This is a genomic window from Rhodoferax ferrireducens (genome assembly GCF_049302455.1).
Classification (GTDB): domain Bacteria; phylum Pseudomonadota; class Gammaproteobacteria; order Burkholderiales; family Burkholderiaceae_C; genus Rhodoferax; species Rhodoferax ferrireducens_B.
This window is the reverse complement of the sequence record NZ_JBAQMD010000020.1, coordinates 1-15,786: the sequence shown is the minus strand read 5'-3', so window position 1 is coordinate 15,786 and position 15,786 is coordinate 1. Positions and strand designations below refer to the sequence as shown.

Annotated in this window: 14 protein-coding genes; 8 read left to right on the top strand and 6 right to left on the bottom strand. The window is 55.8% G+C overall.

Going from position 1 to position 15,786, the window contains the following annotated elements; genetic code table 11:
* Positions 1 to 190 precede the first annotated feature (190 nt).
* From WA157_RS03390 to WA157_RS03375, 4 genes are all read left to right on the top strand, one after another.
* Complete coding sequence (locus WA157_RS03390) at positions 191 to 1,777, top strand: methyl-accepting chemotaxis protein (RefSeq protein ID WP_422619617.1); 1,587 nt, start codon at positions 191 to 193, stop codon at positions 1,775 to 1,777.
* A gap of 310 nt (positions 1,778 to 2,087) precedes the next feature.
* Complete coding sequence (locus WA157_RS03385; protein WP_011465027.1) at positions 2,088 to 3,110, top strand: ABC transporter substrate-binding protein; 1,023 nt, start codon at positions 2,088 to 2,090, stop codon at positions 3,108 to 3,110.
* Positions 3,107 to 3,916, top strand: a complete 810-nt coding sequence (locus tag WA157_RS03380) for an ABC transporter ATP-binding protein (protein ID WP_422619616.1) — start codon at positions 3,107 to 3,109, stop codon at positions 3,914 to 3,916. Before WA157_RS03385 ends, WA157_RS03380 begins: the two co-directional genes overlap by 4 nt.
* 2 nt (positions 3,917 to 3,918) lie before the next feature.
* Positions 3,919 to 4,770, top strand: a complete 852-nt coding sequence (locus WA157_RS03375) for an ABC transporter permease (RefSeq protein ID WP_422619615.1) — start codon at positions 3,919 to 3,921, stop codon at positions 4,768 to 4,770.
* 90 nt (positions 4,771 to 4,860) lie between these two features.
* On the opposite strand, the gene WA157_RS03370 is transcribed toward WA157_RS03375, so the two are convergent.
* Entirely contained in the window at positions 4,861 to 6,084 is a 1,224-nt protein-coding gene (locus WA157_RS03370; RefSeq protein WP_422619614.1) for a CaiB/BaiF CoA transferase family protein, read from the bottom strand.
* A gap of 39 nt (positions 6,085 to 6,123) precedes the next feature.
* Positions 6,124 to 7,041, bottom strand: a complete 918-nt coding sequence (locus tag WA157_RS03365) for an acyltransferase (protein WP_422619613.1) — start codon at positions 7,039 to 7,041, stop codon at positions 6,124 to 6,126.
* A gap of 134 nt (positions 7,042 to 7,175) precedes the next feature.
* Between WA157_RS03365 and WA157_RS03360 the strand changes: the two genes are divergently transcribed.
* The 3 genes from WA157_RS03360 (at position 7,176) to WA157_RS03350 (ending at position 11,511) form a co-directional block, all read left to right on the top strand.
* A complete protein-coding gene (locus WA157_RS03360) occupies positions 7,176 to 8,294 on the top strand; it encodes an oxidoreductase (RefSeq protein WP_422619612.1) in 1,119 nt (372 codons plus the stop codon).
* A gap of 161 nt (positions 8,295 to 8,455) precedes the next feature.
* The gene (locus WA157_RS03355) at positions 8,456 to 10,090 is read left to right on the top strand and encodes a sensor histidine kinase (protein ID WP_422619611.1); all 1,635 of its coding nucleotides are present in this window, start codon (positions 8,456 to 8,458) and stop codon (positions 10,088 to 10,090) included.
* Positions 10,087 to 11,511: a sigma-54-dependent transcriptional regulator gene (locus tag WA157_RS03350; protein WP_422619610.1), complete on the top strand. Its 1,425-nt coding sequence runs from the start codon at positions 10,087 to 10,089 to the stop codon at positions 11,509 to 11,511. Before WA157_RS03355 ends, WA157_RS03350 begins: the two co-directional genes overlap by 4 nt.
* Before the next feature lie 44 nt (positions 11,512 to 11,555).
* Here the strand turns inward: WA157_RS03350 and WA157_RS03345 are convergent, their stop codons facing one another.
* From WA157_RS03345 to WA157_RS03330, 4 genes are all read right to left on the bottom strand, one after another.
* Positions 11,556 to 12,200, bottom strand: a complete 645-nt coding sequence (locus WA157_RS03345) for a cytochrome b/b6 domain-containing protein (RefSeq protein ID WP_422619609.1) — start codon at positions 12,198 to 12,200, stop codon at positions 11,556 to 11,558.
* A 12-nt stretch (positions 12,201 to 12,212) separates the two neighbouring features.
* Positions 12,213 to 13,616 carry a cytochrome c3 family protein gene (locus WA157_RS03340; protein ID WP_422619608.1) on the bottom strand — a complete coding sequence of 468 codons (1,404 nt, stop codon included), beginning with the start codon at positions 13,614 to 13,616 and terminating at the stop codon, positions 12,213 to 12,215.
* 75 nt (positions 13,617 to 13,691) lie between these two features.
* Complete coding sequence (locus WA157_RS03335) at positions 13,692 to 14,276, bottom strand: response regulator (RefSeq protein ID WP_422619607.1); 585 nt, start codon at positions 14,274 to 14,276, stop codon at positions 13,692 to 13,694.
* 79 nt (positions 14,277 to 14,355) lie between these two features.
* Entirely contained in the window at positions 14,356 to 14,775 is a 420-nt protein-coding gene (locus tag WA157_RS03330; RefSeq protein WP_422619606.1) for a response regulator, read from the bottom strand.
* 587 nt (positions 14,776 to 15,362) lie between these two features.
* Between WA157_RS03330 and WA157_RS03325 the strand changes: the two genes are divergently transcribed.
* Positions 15,363 to 15,731 (top strand): c-type cytochrome, encoded by a 369-nt coding sequence (locus tag WA157_RS03325; RefSeq protein WP_422619605.1) that lies wholly within the window; start codon positions 15,363 to 15,365, stop codon positions 15,729 to 15,731.
* Positions 15,732 to 15,786: the final 55 nt, after the last annotated feature.

The window sequence follows — 15,786 nt, the reverse complement described above, 5'->3', positions numbered from 1 at the left end:
GGATCAACGGCTCTACTCGCTTCCAAAATTCGTCGGTAACTTCCCATGCTTTCGCCTTGGCCATCTTCCCTCCACACGCGGTCATCGCGCATGGAAAGTCATTATCCACTATTTACGGATAAGTTCTAAGCCTGCACGAGATACATTTGGTTTCTCTTCAGTTGCCGTAACTATTTCGGAAATCTCAACAATGAACAACATCGCCGGCTGGTGGAGCAAAATTGGTCTGCAACTGAAGTTGCAGCTTCTCATACAGGGATTTTTGATTGTTGTTCTTGTCGGTGCGCAGCAATGGCTGTCGAACCAGTTTGAGCAGCGAGCCCTGCTTGCCGCCGAAGATCGGACGGTCGCAGTGGCAGACGGCGTCATCAATGGCTTGAACACGTTGATGGTCACCAAGTTGGGCGACAAGGATGTCATCAGCGATCCTGTGAGTCGTGCACTTTTCATCCAGAAGATGGGTGTTTCCGACAATCTCAAGGAACTCCGGGTTGTCCGCGGCAAAGGAACCAATGACGAGTTTGGTGTTGGCCTTCCTCAGGAACAGCCCGTCGACGACATGGACCGCAGCGTCCTTGCCAGTGGAAAAACACAGTTCAAGACGATTGCCAACGGCGACGGCGAAGCGTCACTCAGGGCCGTGCTTCCGTTCATTGCAATGAAAGAATTCCGCTCCAGCAAATGCCTTGAGTGCCACGGCGTGGCTGAGGGCTCCGTCCTCGGTGTGGCTAGCGTTACCGTTGACATCAAGGATGATGTGGCCGCCATCAAGCTGTTCAACACCTGGATCTGGATTGGCCAACTGGTGGTGCAGATCGTCTTGCTTTTTGTGATTGGCACCATTGTCCGGCGCTTGCTCAATCAACTTGGCGCCGAGCCAGGTGAGGCTGCCAGCCTGGCGCAGAGCGTGGCCCATGGCGATCTCAGCCAGCCGATTGGCTTGAAGACGGGTGATACCCATAGCATGATGGCCCAATTCAAAATCATGCAGGAAAGCCTGTCCGAGGTCGTGGGTAGTGTGCGTCAGGGCGCCGAAAGCGTGGCCACGGCCAGTGTCCAGATTGCCCAGGGCAATCACGATCTTTCTGCCCGCACCGAAAGCCAGGCCAGTGTGCTCGAAGAAACCGCTGCCTCCATGGAACAGTTGGGCTCGCAAGTGAAACAGAATGCCGACAGCGCCCGCCAGGCGAATCAACTTGCCCTCAACGCGAGTACGGTGGCGGTCAAAGGTGGCGAAGTTGTAGGCCAGGTGGTGGAAACGATGAAAGGTATCAACGACGCATCGCACAAAATCTCCGACATCATCAGTGTGATCGACGGCATCGCTTTCCAGACCAACATCCTGGCGCTTAACGCAGCGGTGGAAGCGGCGCGAGCCGGGGAGCAAGGCCGTGGCTTTGCGGTGGTCGCCACGGAAGTGCGCTCCCTGGCCGGACGCTCGGCCGAGGCGGCCAAAGAAATCAAGTCTTTGATCAACGCCAGCGTGGAGCGTGTGGAGCAGGGCACGGTGCTGGTGGATCGGGCCGGCAGCACTATGCAGGAGGTGGTGAGCAGCATCAAACGCGTCACCGACATCATGGGCGAAATCAGCACCGCCAGCGCTGAACAAAGTATTGGGGTTGCACAAGTGGGGGAAGCCATCACGCAGATGGACCAGGTCACACAGCAGAACGCGGCGCTGGTGGAGGAGATGGCCGCCGCCGCCGACAGCCTGAAATCTCAGGCACAGGAGTTGGTACAGACGGTGTCGGTGTTCAAGCTTTCTCAGCGGGAATAGCTTCTTTTGCGATCCGACTTGGTGACGAGTGACAGCGTCCCAGGGGTCGTATTGAAGCCAATTAGCCGGCTGCGACTTTCGACAGCATCAGGCTGAAATTTGCTATGTAATTAGTAGCTTAATACGCCTATGGTACGGGGGCTACAGCTCAATTTGATTTGAAAAAAAGCGCCTCAGTCGGGGGCATCTCTGTCCGGCCACATCCGCTGCCTCCGGGCGAACGCCATGATGCGCAAGTCTCAGGTGGGCTGGGGTATGATATTTACTGATCACGCCATTCAAGCGCGACGGAATCATTTGAGGAGACAACATGAATTTCAAGAAAATCGCGATCGGCATGGTCATGCTGGCCGCCTGCCTTACGACGTCCGCTTTTGCGCAGTCGATCGAGAAATCGAAGGTCTCGATCGCGGTCGGCGGGAAAAATCTTTTCTACTATCTGCCGTTGACCATCGCTGAACAACTCGGCTATTTCAAGGACGAAGGTCTGGAGGTCGAGATCAGCGATTTCGCCGGCGGTTCGAAAGCTCTGCAGGCGCTCATTGGTGGCAGCGCTGATGTCGTTTCAGGCGCCTTCGAGCATACGATCAACATGCAGGCCAAGGGCCAGATGATCACAGCTTTCGTGTTGCAGGGCCGGGCGCCGCAGATCGTGTTCGGCGTCTCGAACAAGACCCTGCCGAACTACAAAAGCATCGCCGACTTGAAAGGCAAGAAGATCGGTGTCTCCGCACCCGGTTCGTCAACCAACATCATGGCCAATTTCGTCCTGTCCAAGGGCGGACTGAAACCGACTGATGTGTCCTTCATTGGTGTGGGTACCTCGGCCGGCGCCTTGTCGGCACTGCGTTCCGGGCAAATCGATGCGATCTCGAACCTGGACCCGGTGATCACCATGCTGCAGCAGAAAAACGAGATCAGGGTGATTGCCGATACCCGCAAGCTCTCCGACACCAATGCCTTCTTCGGCGGACCGATGCCAGCCGGTACCCTGTACGCGACGGAGGCTTTCGTCAAGAAATATCCGAACACGACCCAGGCGCTCACAAATGCCATGGTCCGAGCCCTCAAATGGCTGCAAACCGCAGGACCGTCGGATATTGTCAAGGTGGTGCCGGAAAGTTTTCTGCTCGGCGACCGCGCTCTTTATCTTGATGCCTTCATGAACATACGCGGCGCACTTTCACCGGATGGCAGCTTCCCTGATGCAGGCGCTGCAACGGCCTTGCGCACGCTCACTGCGTTTGAGCCCGAGCTGGCGAACAAAAAAATCGACCTGTCGAAGACCTTCACGAACGAGTTCGTCAAAAAAGCCAACGCCAAATATCGATGACACCAGCGCTTTTGCTTGACCAGATCAGTTGCACCTTTGTCTCGAAGGAGGATCGTAGTCAGCGTTATACCGCGGTGAGTGACACCCGAATCGCGATAGCGCCCGGTGAATTCGTCTCGGTGGTCGGGCCGACGGGTTGCGGAAAATCGACGCTGCTGAACGTTGCCGCCGGGCTGTTGCAGCCATCGTCCGGCAGTGTGCAAATATTCGGCGAACCGCTGAGCGGCATCAACCGGCGAGCCGGCTACATGTTCCAGTCGGATGCCCTGATGCCCTGGCGCAGCGCACTGCAAAACGTGATCGCCGGCCTGCAATTTCGCAACGTGGAAGAAGCAGCGGCAGTCGAGCAGGGTGAAGCGTGGCTGGCGCGTGTGGGCTTGCATGGCTTCGGCGATCGCTACCCTCATCAGCTTTCTGGTGGCATGCGTAAACGGGTCGCATTGGCGCAAACCTTGATACTCGATCCCGACATCATCCTGATGGACGAGCCATTTTCTGCGCTCGATATCCAGACCCGGCAACTGATGGAAAACGAAGTGCTCGAACTCTGGAGTGCGAAGAAAAAAGCGGTTCTTTTCATTACCCATGATCTTGATGAGGCGATCGGCATGTCCGACCGTGTGATCGTCCTGTCTGCCGGACCGGCCACCCATCCGATCGGTGACTTCACCATTGATTTGCCGCGCCCGCGTGATGTGGCCGAGGTGCGCAGCAATCCACGCTTCGTGGAATTGCATACCCAGATTTGGGATGTGCTGCGGGAAGAAGTCCTGCGTGGCTATGCCCAGCAAAAGAGGCGGGCCTGACCATGTGGCGACGAATTCGACCCACTTCGGGCAACGTCCGCATTTGGCAGGTGCTGGTCTTGTTGCTGTTCTTTTTGCTGTGGCACTGGATCTCGCGCGATATTCAAGTGGCCTTCTTCTTCGGCGAGCCTTTGATTGTCCTGGGGCGCGTGTGGGCCTGGTTTACCTCCGGTAGCGGCAATCTCGAAGTCGGATTGGGTGATTCGACCTGGTTCACCCTGCATTTTCCCGGCGAGATCTATTCCCATCTTCTCATTACCTTGACGGAGACCTTGCTGGCTTTCGGCATTGGCACTGTGATGGGTTTGGGGGTCGGCCTGTGGCTGGCCTTGTCGCCGCTGACCTCCGCCATTTTGGATCCTTACATCAAGGCAGCCAACTCCATGCCGCGCGTGATTCTGGCGCCTATCTTCGGGATGTGGTTTGGCCTGGGGATCTGGTCCAAGGTGGCGCTCGCGATCACGCTGGTGTTTTTTATCGTGTTCTTTAACGTCTACCAGGGCGTCAAGGAAGTCAGTCCGGTCGTGCTGGCGAATGCCCGCATGTTAGGCGCCAATGCGCGTCAACTGCTGCGCAGCGTTTACCTGCCATCGGCTACGTCGTGGGTCTTTTCCAGCCTGCATACGTCGGTCGGCTTGGCTTTCGTCGGAGCCATCGTTGGCGAGTACATGGGTTCGGCACGCGGCGTCGGTTACCTGATCCTGCAGGCAGAAGGCACATTCGATATCAACACGGTGTTTGCCGGCATATTGGTCCTGACCCTATTTGCGCTGGTGCTGGATGGCGCAGTCGGCATGGTGGAAAAGCGTCTGATGAAGTGGCAGCCCAAGTCGGGTGAAACGGAAAAGCTCTAAGTGCTTGACGGCTATTGCCGTCGCCCCCGCTGCCAAATAACGGTGGCCCCGATCTGCAAGGCGTCGCGCGTCGCGACTTCGTTGCCGTAGTTACGAAATCACTCTTTGGGGTCCAGCGGCCACAATGCCCTTGTCTTTCAGCGCCTGAATTTGCGCCGGCGTGAGACCGATCTCGCGCAGCACGGCATCGCTGTCCTGCCCCACTTGAAGCGGCGCGTGACGTCCATGACTGCCGGGCGTGCGCGAGAGCTTGGGGCAGATGCCGGGCACGGCCAGCGTGCTGCCATCATCCAGCCGTATTTCCTCGATCATGCCGCGTGCCCGGTAATGCGGGTCGCGTGCGATGTCGGCCACGGTGTAGATGCGCCCGGCCGGAACGCCGGCGGCGTCGAGCGCTGCCAGCACCTCGTCGACGGTGTGTTGCTGCGCCCATTCACCAATCGCCGCATCAAGCTCGCCCACCCGGGCCACGCGGCCGATATTGTCTGCAAACGCCGGATCATTGCCCAAGTCGTCACGGCCAATGATCTTCATCAGACGTCTGAAGATGCTGTCGCCGTTACCGGCGATCAAGGCGTAACCACCGTCCCGGCAGGGGTAGGCGTTGCTCGGTGCGATGCCGGGCAGCGCGCTGCCGCCAGGGCCGCGGACTTCGCCAAAGGCGCTGTACTCGGGCAGCAGGCTTTCCATGCAGTTGAATACCGCCTCGTACAGCGCCACATCAATCACCTGGCCTTGGCCCGAGCGCTGGCGTTCCTGCAAAGCCAGCAAGATGCCAATCACGCCGTGCAGCGCCGCCAGCGTGTCACCGATGCTCACGCCAACCCGCACCGGAACCCGTCCCGGCTCGGCCGTCAGGTGGCGCAGCCCGCCCATGGCCTCGGCCACCACGCCAAAGCCCGGCTTGTCGCGGTACGGGCCGCTCTGGCCGTAACCGCTGATCCGCAGCATGATGAGGCGCGGATTGAGTGCCAGCAGTTCGTCGGGCCCCAAGCCCCAGGACTCCATCGCGCCCGGCCGGAAATTTTCAATTAATACATCGGCCTCCCGGACCAACTTGCGCACGATGTCTTGTGCCTCGGTTTGCCGGAGGTCCAGCGCCAGAGAACGCTTGCTGCGCGATTGCACTTGCCACCAGACCGAGGTGCCGTCCTTGAGCAGACGCCACTTGCGCAAGGGGTCACCAGCGCCCGGAGGCTCGATCTTGACGACGTCGGCGCCAAAGTCCGCCAGCGTTTTTGCGGCAAAAGGGCCCGCAATGAGCTGTCCCAGTTCGATGACCTTGAGGCCCTGGAGTACTGCCGTGTAAGTCATGTGGGTGGTGTGTGAATCAGCCTGTTGAAACATGCTGGATTATGGAGGGCCTGCACGCTGATTTGACCTGGAAATGAGCGCCTCAATCTGTGCATCCTTGTCGGCCCACATCTGCTGCGCCCATTGCTGGTACGCCTCGCGCACGGCCGGGTCACCGGCGTAGTCCCCTTGCACCAGGTGTTGGGGAATTGGCAAGGAACGTACCCGAACAATGACGCGTTTAAGCTTGCCGGTTAGAAATTGCCAGAAAGCGGGGGCACCGTCCGGGTAAACAATGGTCACATCCAGAATGGCTTGAAACTTGTCACCCAAGGCGTTCAGGGCCAGCGCCATGCCGCCGACCTTCGGTTTGAGCAGATGCTTGTACGGTGACTGTTGCCGCAGGTGTTTGGCCGGTGTGAAGCGCGTACCTTCCAGAAAATTCATCACGCTGGTGGGAATCAGGGCAAACTTCTCGCAGGCCTTGCGAGTGGTGGCCTGGTCTTTGCCACGCATCTCGGGATGTTTTTTCAGGAACTCCTCACTGTGACGGCGCATGAACGGGAACTCCAGCGCCCACCACGCCAGCCCCATCACCGGCACCCAGATCAGTTGCTGTTTGAGAAAAAACTTGAGCAGCGGGATGCGCCGGTTAAACAAATGCTGCAACACCAGAATGTCGACCCAGGACTGGTGGTTGCAGTTGACCAGGTACCAGCTACGGTAGTTGAGACCCTCAACACCCTGCACATCCCAACTGGTGCGTTGGGTCAACCGCATCCAGCCGCTGTTGCCGGCAATCCAGGTTTCGGCGATGTGCAGAAGAAGCGGGTCGATCAACAAACGCACGGCTTTGATCGGGAGGAGCAGCTTCACACAAGAAAAAAGCAGCAGGACTGGCACCCAGAACAGCGCGTTGAGCGCCAGCAGCAGGCTGGCGATCAGGCCCACCAAGGGTGCGGGTAAGAAATTAAGCATCAGTTGCTTTCAGGCAAGACATAGGTTGACGATAGCTCATTTTGGGTGCCTTCAGAACGTCGGCGTTTCAGCTGAACGCCCGGCCCGACCGACAGTGAAAGTGCCGTGTATGTGTTTTCGAGGATGATGACGACATGAATGAATCAACAAATGCCTCAAATTCTGCCAGCGCCGCACCGCTGCAAGTTGCCTTGATTGGTTACGGTAACGCGGGCCGAATTTTTCATGTGCCGTTGATCTCGGGTGTACCAGGTTTGCAATTGGCCTGCATCTGCTCCAGCAGGCCCGAGGCCGTGCACGCTGACTGGCCGCTGGTGCGTGTGGTGGCGACACCCGAGGTGGTGTTTGCTGATCCCGACATTGACGTGGTCGTGGTTGCCACCAGCAACATCAGCCACCATGCCCTGGCCAAAGCCGCCTTGCAGGCGGGCAAGCACGTGGTGGTGGACAAACCCTGCTGCGTGACGCTGGCCGAGACAGATGATTTGCTGGCCACCGCCCAAGCCGAAAACCGGATGTTGACCGTGTTTCAGAACCGCCGCTTTGACTCTGATTTTCTGGCGCTGCAACAAGTACTGGCCAGTGGCCAACTGGGACGTGTGGTGCAAGTGGAGTCGCACTTTGACCGCTATCGCCCCACCGTGCCAGCGCGCTGGCGCGAGCAAAGTCTGCCCGGCTCGGGTCTGTGGTTTGATCTCGGGCCGCATCTGGTGGATCAGGCGCTGGCCTTGTGGGGCGTGCCTGATGCGCTGTGCCTGGACCTGGCTTGCCTGCGCGATGGTGCCCAAGTGAACGACTGGTTTCATGCCGTCTTGCGCTACGACACGCGCCACGGTGGTTTGCGCGTGATTTTGCACGCCAGCACGCTGGTCGCTGAGTTGGGCCCACGCTGGGCGGTGCATGGCACTCAGGGCAGTTTCACCAAATTTGGGCTGGATACGCAAGAAGACGCACTCAAAGCCGGGCGTCACCCGCAAATGGATGCGCTGCACGATTGGGGGCAAGACCCGCAGGCGGGCGAAGTCTTGCGGTTTGACATGATCGCCGGGGTGGCATCTCCGGTCTCGGTGCGTCGTGCAGCACCCAACCCGTGCGGCAACTACCTGGCCTATTACGCGCAGTTGCGCGACCACCTGTGCGGCTTGACCCCCGAGCCACCGGTGACCGCCAGAGACGTGCGCGCCGTCATGCAACTGCTTACTCTGGGTGAGCAAAGCGCGGCGCAAGGGCGGGTTGTCGCGGTGCCGGTTTGAAGTTGACGCGCCAGTTGCCGCACTTGAGCCGGACGGGGAGCGAAGAAATCTCATAAATCGCCATGGCTTGCCATCGCGGATGAAGAGGAACTTGATTCTGATCACTTTGAGGCCATGAACGCGATGTCATAATGAATTTGCCGCTTATTCAGACATGGTAAATGCGTTCAATAAGTCTCAGGGTCAAAATCAGCCTGTATCTGTTCATCGTTCTTTCAGCGGTGGCGGTCCTGTTTACACTGGTTTTCGTTGAACACCGGGAGGAAGAACTGCAGAGTGAGATTTCCCGGCATGTCACACAAATTTCCGACGTGATTATCGCGAGTACGCGTAATGCGATGTTGGTGAACGAGCGTGACATCGCTGGCAAGATCATCGAGGACATCGGCAAGCAAAAAGGCATTGAACGCGTCCGGGTGATCAATAAAGACGGCACGATCATTCATTCAAACCGGACATCAGAGGTTGGCTATTCGGTTGAACAACAGGACGAACCTTGTGTTCAATGCCATAAGACCAGCACACCCCTGAAGCAAGTCTCAGACGACAAGCGGTGGAAAGTCATTGAAATGCCGGGGGGGCACCGAGTTCTCGGTACCATGCAAGCAATACGCAACGAGCCTTCGTGTTCATCCGCGTCCTGCCACGAACATTCTGCCAGTCAGTCGGTGCTTGGCATTGTGGATGTCGCCTATTCTCTCGATGAGATTGACCAGTCGAGAAGGACGCATACCATTCACGTGATTGGCATGGCAGCTGGGTTCATTCTCATTTTTGCCACCAGCATCGGCGTTTTGCTGCAGCGCTTTATTTATGTGCCTTTGAAAGACATGGATTCCGGCGCCAACGAGGTCGCCGCTGGCCGCCTTGATCAGAGTATTCCGGTGCGCAGCAATGATGAATTCGGCCGCGTTGCGGCATCTTTTAATCATATGACTGAAGCACTGAAAGCATCAAGGTCAGAGATGCAGGACATGTTGCATACCCTGGAATCCAAGGTCACGGAACGAACCCGGGAACTGCTGGCTGCCAAGGCCGAGGTCGCGCAGGGGGAAAAGCTGGCCTCCATTGGCGTGCTGGCGTCTGGCATTGCCCATGAATTGAATAATCCGCTCACCGGCGTGCTGACCTTCACCTCCCTGATGCGCAAGAAAGCGGCCGATGGCAGTGAGGATGCCGCGGATTTGGACCTGGTGATCCGCGAGACCAAACGGTGTGCCAGCATCATCAGGAGACTTCTCGATTTCGCAAGAGAGAAAGTGCCGGTGAAGGGGTTTTTCAACCTGAATCTAGTGATTGAAGACACCGTGCGTTTTGTTGAACGGCCAGCATCCTTGCAGCAGATCGAGATCACAACTGCTCTTGATCCTGCGTTACCCCAGGTATGGGGTGACGCCGACCTGATTAAGCAGGTCATCTTGAATTTGCTTGTCAATGCCCAGCAAGCCATCGAGGGCAAGGGCAGCATTAAGGTCGCGAGTCGTCTTTATCCCGGCATGGCTTCTGACAAACCTGGCGTTGATAACCTTCCGATGGTTGAAATAAGCGTGACGGACACCGGTTGCGGTATTCCGCCAGCCAACCTGGAGCGTATTTTCGAACCATTTTTTACCTCCAAAGAGGTGGGCAAGGGAACGGGGCTGGGCTTGTCCGTCAGTTATGGCATTGTCAAAGCCCACGGTGGCAAGATCAATGTTGAAAGCGTGGTTGGAGAAGGAACTACTTTTCACGTCCTTCTGCCTATAACGTCTCCTTTTGATGAAACCGAATCCCAGGCCGCGGAGAGTACCCCATGAGTGCCAGAATATTGGTTGTTGACGACGAAGAGATTGTTGTAAGAAGTTGCGTGCGCATACTCCACGATGACTTGTATACCGTGGACTCCGCGCCGGGCGGCTTTGAGGCCTTGAAAAAAGTCGATGAGACAGCCTACGATATTCTCATTCTCGACGTCATGATGCCCAAGATGGACGGTCTTGAGGTCTTGCAACACGTGAAGGAAAGGCATCCGGAGATCGACGTCATCATGATGACCGGTTTGTCCGAGATTCAAACGGCTGTCAAGGCCATGAAGCTGGGCGCATTTGACTACCTGTCAAAGCCCTTCGATCCAGATGAACTCAAGCTTGTTGTCAATCGCGCCCTGGAGCGGCGGCAATTGATGCAAGAGAATCGCAAGCTCAAGACCGAAGTCAGCTCAAAATATCGTTTTGAGAACATCATCGGCTCGAGTCCGCCGATGCAGGCAGTCTTTGGCCTGATCGCCAAGTGTGCACCGACAAACAGCACCGTGCTGATCACCGGAGAAAGTGGCACCGGCAAGGAAATGATTGCGCGCGCCATTCATTACAACAGCTTGCGCAAGGATCAGCCATTTGTCACCGTTGACTGCAACACGCTGAGTGAGAACCTCCTGGAGAGTGAATTGTTCGGGCACACCAAGGGATCCTTTACCGGGGCCGTGGCCAACAAACGCGGCATGTTCGATGTCGCCAACAATGGCACATTGTTCCTCGATGAATTCGGCAATATCCCGCTGTCAACCCAAGCTAAATTGTTGCGCGTGATCCAGGAGCGTGAGTTCAGGCCGGTCGGCACAACCACCAGCCAGAAAACCAATGTCCGGCTCATTACCGCGACCAACAAGGATCTCAAGGCGATGGTGGCTGAAGGAACGTTCCGTGAGGATCTTTACTACCGCATCAATGTCTTCCCAATTCACTCGCCAGCCTTGCGCGAGCGCCGCGACGATATTCCCGCGCTGGCCTTTCACTTCCTGAAAATTTTTTGCGGTGAACTGGGAAAGCCCGTGTCAGAGATTTCGGAGGGAGCGATGAGTCTGCTGATGAACTATGGCTGGCCAGGTAATGTGCGTGAACTTGAAAACACCATGCAGCGGGCCGTGATCCTGTCGTCTGACGGCATCATCCGTCAGGCGCATCTGGCTAGCATAATTGACAATTCTCCCCGGCTCGATCTTGACGTGCCTCGCACCAGCGATGAACTCAAGAGAATTAAAAAAATTGCCAGAGAAAAGTCGGTTGAGGAAGTTGAGAAGCTGTTCGTCCAGGAAACACTAAAAAGAAACGCGTCGAACGTGACCCGCAGCGCCGAAGAAACCGGCATGCAGCGCACCAATTTTCAGGCATTGATGAAGAAGTACAACATTCGGGTCCGGGATACCGAATACGACGACGGCGAACCCGAACCCATTTGATTTGGCGCGCCGAGGTGCGGCGCGCAAGGCCTAATTGCCAGTCTTCAGGAAGCGGTGCCGTGTTTCGGCTCGTCTTCAATTTCCTCGTAACCGGTGATCATGGCTTTGAAATGTGCCGATGGCGTGTGGCCGAGACTCGCCAAATAGACATGCACAATGATAAATCCGCTAAACAGGATGAATAACAGAACGTGCACGGTATCGACTACCCGCACGCCACCAAACATCTCCACCATGGCAGAAAATCGCGACACATCCCAAAGCAGCACGCCGGTAAAAAACTGCAGGGGCACCAGCAACATCATGATGATCTGGTACATCATGCTCTGCAAAGCATTGAATTTTCGATAGGCGCTAGGGTGATGTGGATTGGGGTCACCCTTGAAGATGCCGTAACCATAGAACTGCATTTGCCGGAAGCTGGCGCGAAAATACTTCATCGGACTTAACTCGGGGTGATAGACCTTGATCTTGTCCGTGAAAAGATAAAAGCTTAGCCACACAAAGAAATTGGCGATCAGCACAAAGCCAATCCAGTTGTGAGCGACCACCGCCGTTCTGAATGACACCAGTTGGATCAAGTCGAGGTACCGGATCTGAAGGCCGGTGGCAATCAGTAGCACGAAACCGAAGGCATTGGTCCAGTGCCAGATTCTGACCGGTAGCGGATTGATATAAAGCTTTTGCATGGTTGACTCCTGCTATTTTGAGGCGTCATCATCGGTGCGACGATGATGGGTTGAATCTTGGTCATCGGTCTCAGATCGTGTGGCCATCCTCTCGGCTGCCAGTTTCTCCCGCACGCTTTTGAATAATCGCTTGATGGTCATGTGCCCAATCGGCACGCTGACAGCGCCCAGCATGACCATGATCAGCAAAGTGTCCAACAACTTGATCCGCGTGCTGCCGATGGCGTAGAAACCACGCACGGATTCGGTGGCCAGCAATGAGGTCAACACCTCTTGTTGGACCCCATGGCGAATCGGCCGACCGTCTGCACCGGCGATCGTCAGCGTGACGCTTTGGAAGGGTTCTGCCCCTTTTTGATGGCAGGTCTTGCAGTCTCTGACAGCCTTTGTTTTTTCGCTTAACTGATGTGCATCAACACCCGATAGCACCTCCAGGCGGCCGCGTAAGACTGTTTTCCCTTCACCGCCGTCCTGGTTGAATTCCTTCAGCAAGCTCCATAGGGCCCGCTCATTCAAACCCAGATCCTTGGTGTCAGCAGCCTGCGTCCGTTTCTCAAACTGCGGAACCCCTGCTTTTTCAGAGATTTGCTTCATGGCAACATTGTCATAAAGCCTGAGATTTACCCGGCGCTGCGCAGTCGGTGCATGACAAACCGGGCACGAGATCGCCTCAAAGTGGCGCGAGGCATTGGGCAACCAGTCTTTATGCTGGTCGACTGCGTTTTCATGGCAAGAAAGACAAGCGTCCTTGATGCCGCTGCCCAAGGACGCCGCCTGGACATTGTGGGCTTTGTGGCAATCGGCACAAAGAGGGGCAGTTTTGCCGTTGGCAATGCGCGCCAGTCCATGCACGTCCTTGGCATAGGCTTTGAAGATATTCTCGTGGCAGTTCGCACAGGGAGTTGCTGTGATCGGCTCGACCGTCTTTGTGGAGCGAACCATATGCGGATTGTGGCAATCCGAACAAAGCGGCGCCTCTTTGCTGCCATCTTTGATCAGTGCCGCATGGACACTGTCTTCATACTGCGTGAAGTTCTTTTTGTGGCACGCCCGGCAAGACTCGCGCATGCTGAGGGTGAAGTCCCGCTTGCTCTTGATCGGTGTTATTTTTTTGCCGTGAGTCTTGGCATCAATGTCCGAGTGGCAGTCCTCGCAACTGGTTTCCTTATGCATCGACTCGACATAGGCTTTGGTGGAAATGGCAAGGGAAAGAATTTCTCCGTTTTCAAGCTTCTTTCCCGGCCCGACTTTGTCATGACAACTCAAGCATGCCAGTTCCTCTTTGGCCAATTCACTTCCTCCGGCGCGAGCCTGCGGCCCAGCAAAAGAAAGCACTACCCCGAACAGGCCAAGCAAGACCAGACTCTTTGCGTGTGACAGCAGATGCCTATCGGTCAATGTGCACAGTGCATTCATGGGAATTTTCCTCTTTTTTTGAAGTTTATCGCCTGCAACTATCAGAGCAGACGGTCTTCCTTGGTGGTGTTCACTTTACTCCGGGCGCGACTTCTTCATCAAGGCCTGCGCTCCCATCCAGACCAGCATGCCGGTGCCAACGAGTGGAAGCATGACTGCATAGGCTAGGCCGATGAATGGCGCTGCCAGAAACAGGGCGATGTTCCTGAAGTTGCTCTTTTCCTGCGGCACTTCGACCTGCGACTGTTCGACCGGGCTGGCTTGCAGTGTTGGAACGATGGTCAGCGCGGGTTGGAGCAGCGCATGTGCGGCGCTTTCTTCAATCATCTCCGGTGACAGCGGCTTGCGCATGAAGTCCGACACGCCCGCTGCCTTGGCTCTTACTTCGTTTTCAGCGGTGCCGTAGCCGGTGATGATGACCACGGGTGTCCAGGGCCGACTGGCCTTGACGTGTTCGGCCAACTCGACGCCGTCCATGCCCGGCATCTTGATGTCCGTGAAAACAAGGTCGTACTCTTGCTCGTGCAGTTTTTCCAGCGCTTCGGCGGCATTCTCGGCGGTGATGACCACATATCCTTTGTCCTGAGAAAGCACCCGGTTGAAGCTCTTGCCAACTACAGGATCGTCATCCACAACCAAAATTTTACGCAGTGCACTCATGATATTTCTCCTTTGAAAAACTGGCCTGGACAGCGAAATTGCTACCAGTCCTGAACTTGAATCCTTGCCTCATTGACCTCTACCGCATCGCCGCACATTGCGCAGGCTGGTCGCAACGCAAGGCCCATCTTTTATGCAACATGGCGCCATTGGCAGCGTTGATGACATCGTCCGGACCAACCGGCTTGGCGAGATAGCCATAGGCGCCCAGCGTTACCGCCGCCTTGGCAGATTCAACGGCTGGATACCCTGTGATGATGATCACTTCACTTTCGGGCCACTTCTGTTTGATGGTCTTGAGAACAGTCATGCCATCCATTCCAGGCATACGCAAATCGAGCAAAACAACATCGAATGGCTGTTGGCTCATCATTTGCAATGCGTCTTTGCCGTCTGCGACCACGTCCACATTGCAGTGCTGCCCTGACAAGGTTCTGAGATAACTGAGCCGAACGACTTCTTCGTCGTCCACGACCAGAATTTTGGTTTTCGCAATCATTTTGACCACCTATCAGTTCTTGCTTGTTTCCATGATGCAAGTCCTGTGCCAGATTGGTTTCAATTGATATTTATGTTTAATATCAACAAGTTGGGCTTGCATGCAGGTGCTAGAAAGGATGCTGACAAGCGCCCAGCCGGCACTCCCAAGTACAAATTCGATATACCTTTGAAAAGAAAAAAATGACAAATGCGCACTGAATCAACGAGATGCGACGTTTAAGTCGTAATATTTATTTTGTACAGCCATAAGAAATTCGGCTCTCTCAGACCGTTTGGCGGGCGGATCGGCTCCTGGTCGGGGCCGCATCGGGGGCGGAATCCGGTTTTGTAGCTACCGGCTTGACTCAGATCAGAATCGGCTCATATTCTGCGCAAGTGCAGCACGAATCAGCGCAAGATAACAACGTTTCTGTCTGTCAGATTGGTTTGACTTCCAGACTTTTTACGGGTCAGGTTATGTGTGGACCGTGTATCGGATTCCGTTTTTGTCAGGGCGGGTCTGGTGAGGTGGTGTTGCCCCGACGGACAGATTCTTGACGATTCCAATAGCAATAATCTTCCGTGAACTGACGTGAGCGGAACTACATGGAAAACATCGCAATGAAACTTTCGATTCCCCAAAAACTATTCACCCTTTCGGTCCTGGGCGTCGCGGCAGCAGCATTTTCCGGTGCGTCTTACGCCGCAGTCGATGCCGATGCGGCCGTGGCATTGGCCAAGAAAAGTGATTGTCTGAAATGCCACGCCATAGACAAGGACAAGAAGGCATCCTCTTTCAAGAAGATTGCCGAGAAATGGAAAGGCAAGCCTGACGCCGAAGCCAAGTTGACCGACGCCCTGACCAAGGCGCCAAAGGTCAAACAGAAAGACGGAACAGAAGAGGAGCACAAGATCATCGCGACCAAGGACGCGGGTGAGATCAAAAATATTGTCGGCTGGATTCTTTCTCAGTAAGAGAATTGCCGACTGATTGTTGGCAAGCGAAGCGTCAGGCCGTAGGCATGGAGCC

Excerpts from the sequence above, each read along its gene's own strand:
- WA157_RS03390 (WP_422619617.1), top strand. The coding sequence starts at position 191 with ATGAACAACATCGCCGGCTGGTGGAGCAAAATTGGTCTGCAACTGAAG.
- WA157_RS03385 (WP_011465027.1), top strand. The coding sequence starts at position 2,088 with ATGAATTTCAAGAAAATCGCGATCGGCATGGTCATGCTGGCCGCCTGC.
- WA157_RS03380 (WP_422619616.1), top strand. The coding sequence starts at position 3,107 with ATGACACCAGCGCTTTTGCTTGACCAGATCAGTTGCACCTTTGTCTCG.
- WA157_RS03375 (WP_422619615.1), top strand. The coding sequence starts at position 3,919 with ATGTGGCGACGAATTCGACCCACTTCGGGCAACGTCCGCATTTGGCAG.
- WA157_RS03370 (WP_422619614.1), bottom strand. The coding sequence starts at position 6,084 with ATGACTTACACGGCAGTACTCCAGGGCCTCAAGGTCATCGAACTGGGA.
- WA157_RS03365 (WP_422619613.1), bottom strand. The coding sequence starts at position 7,041 with ATGCTTAATTTCTTACCCGCACCCTTGGTGGGCCTGATCGCCAGCCTG.
- WA157_RS03360 (WP_422619612.1), top strand. The coding sequence starts at position 7,176 with ATGAATGAATCAACAAATGCCTCAAATTCTGCCAGCGCCGCACCGCTG.
- WA157_RS03355 (WP_422619611.1), top strand. The coding sequence starts at position 8,456 with ATGCGTTCAATAAGTCTCAGGGTCAAAATCAGCCTGTATCTGTTCATC.
- WA157_RS03350 (WP_422619610.1), top strand. The coding sequence starts at position 10,087 with ATGAGTGCCAGAATATTGGTTGTTGACGACGAAGAGATTGTTGTAAGA.
- WA157_RS03345 (WP_422619609.1), bottom strand. The coding sequence starts at position 12,200 with ATGCAAAAGCTTTATATCAATCCGCTACCGGTCAGAATCTGGCACTGG.
- WA157_RS03340 (WP_422619608.1), bottom strand. The coding sequence starts at position 13,616 with ATGAATGCACTGTGCACATTGACCGATAGGCATCTGCTGTCACACGCA.
- WA157_RS03335 (WP_422619607.1), bottom strand. The coding sequence starts at position 14,276 with ATGAGTGCACTGCGTAAAATTTTGGTTGTGGATGACGATCCTGTAGTT.
- WA157_RS03330 (WP_422619606.1), bottom strand. The coding sequence starts at position 14,775 with ATGATTGCGAAAACCAAAATTCTGGTCGTGGACGACGAAGAAGTCGTT.
- WA157_RS03325 (WP_422619605.1), top strand. The coding sequence starts at position 15,363 with ATGGAAAACATCGCAATGAAACTTTCGATTCCCCAAAAACTATTCACC.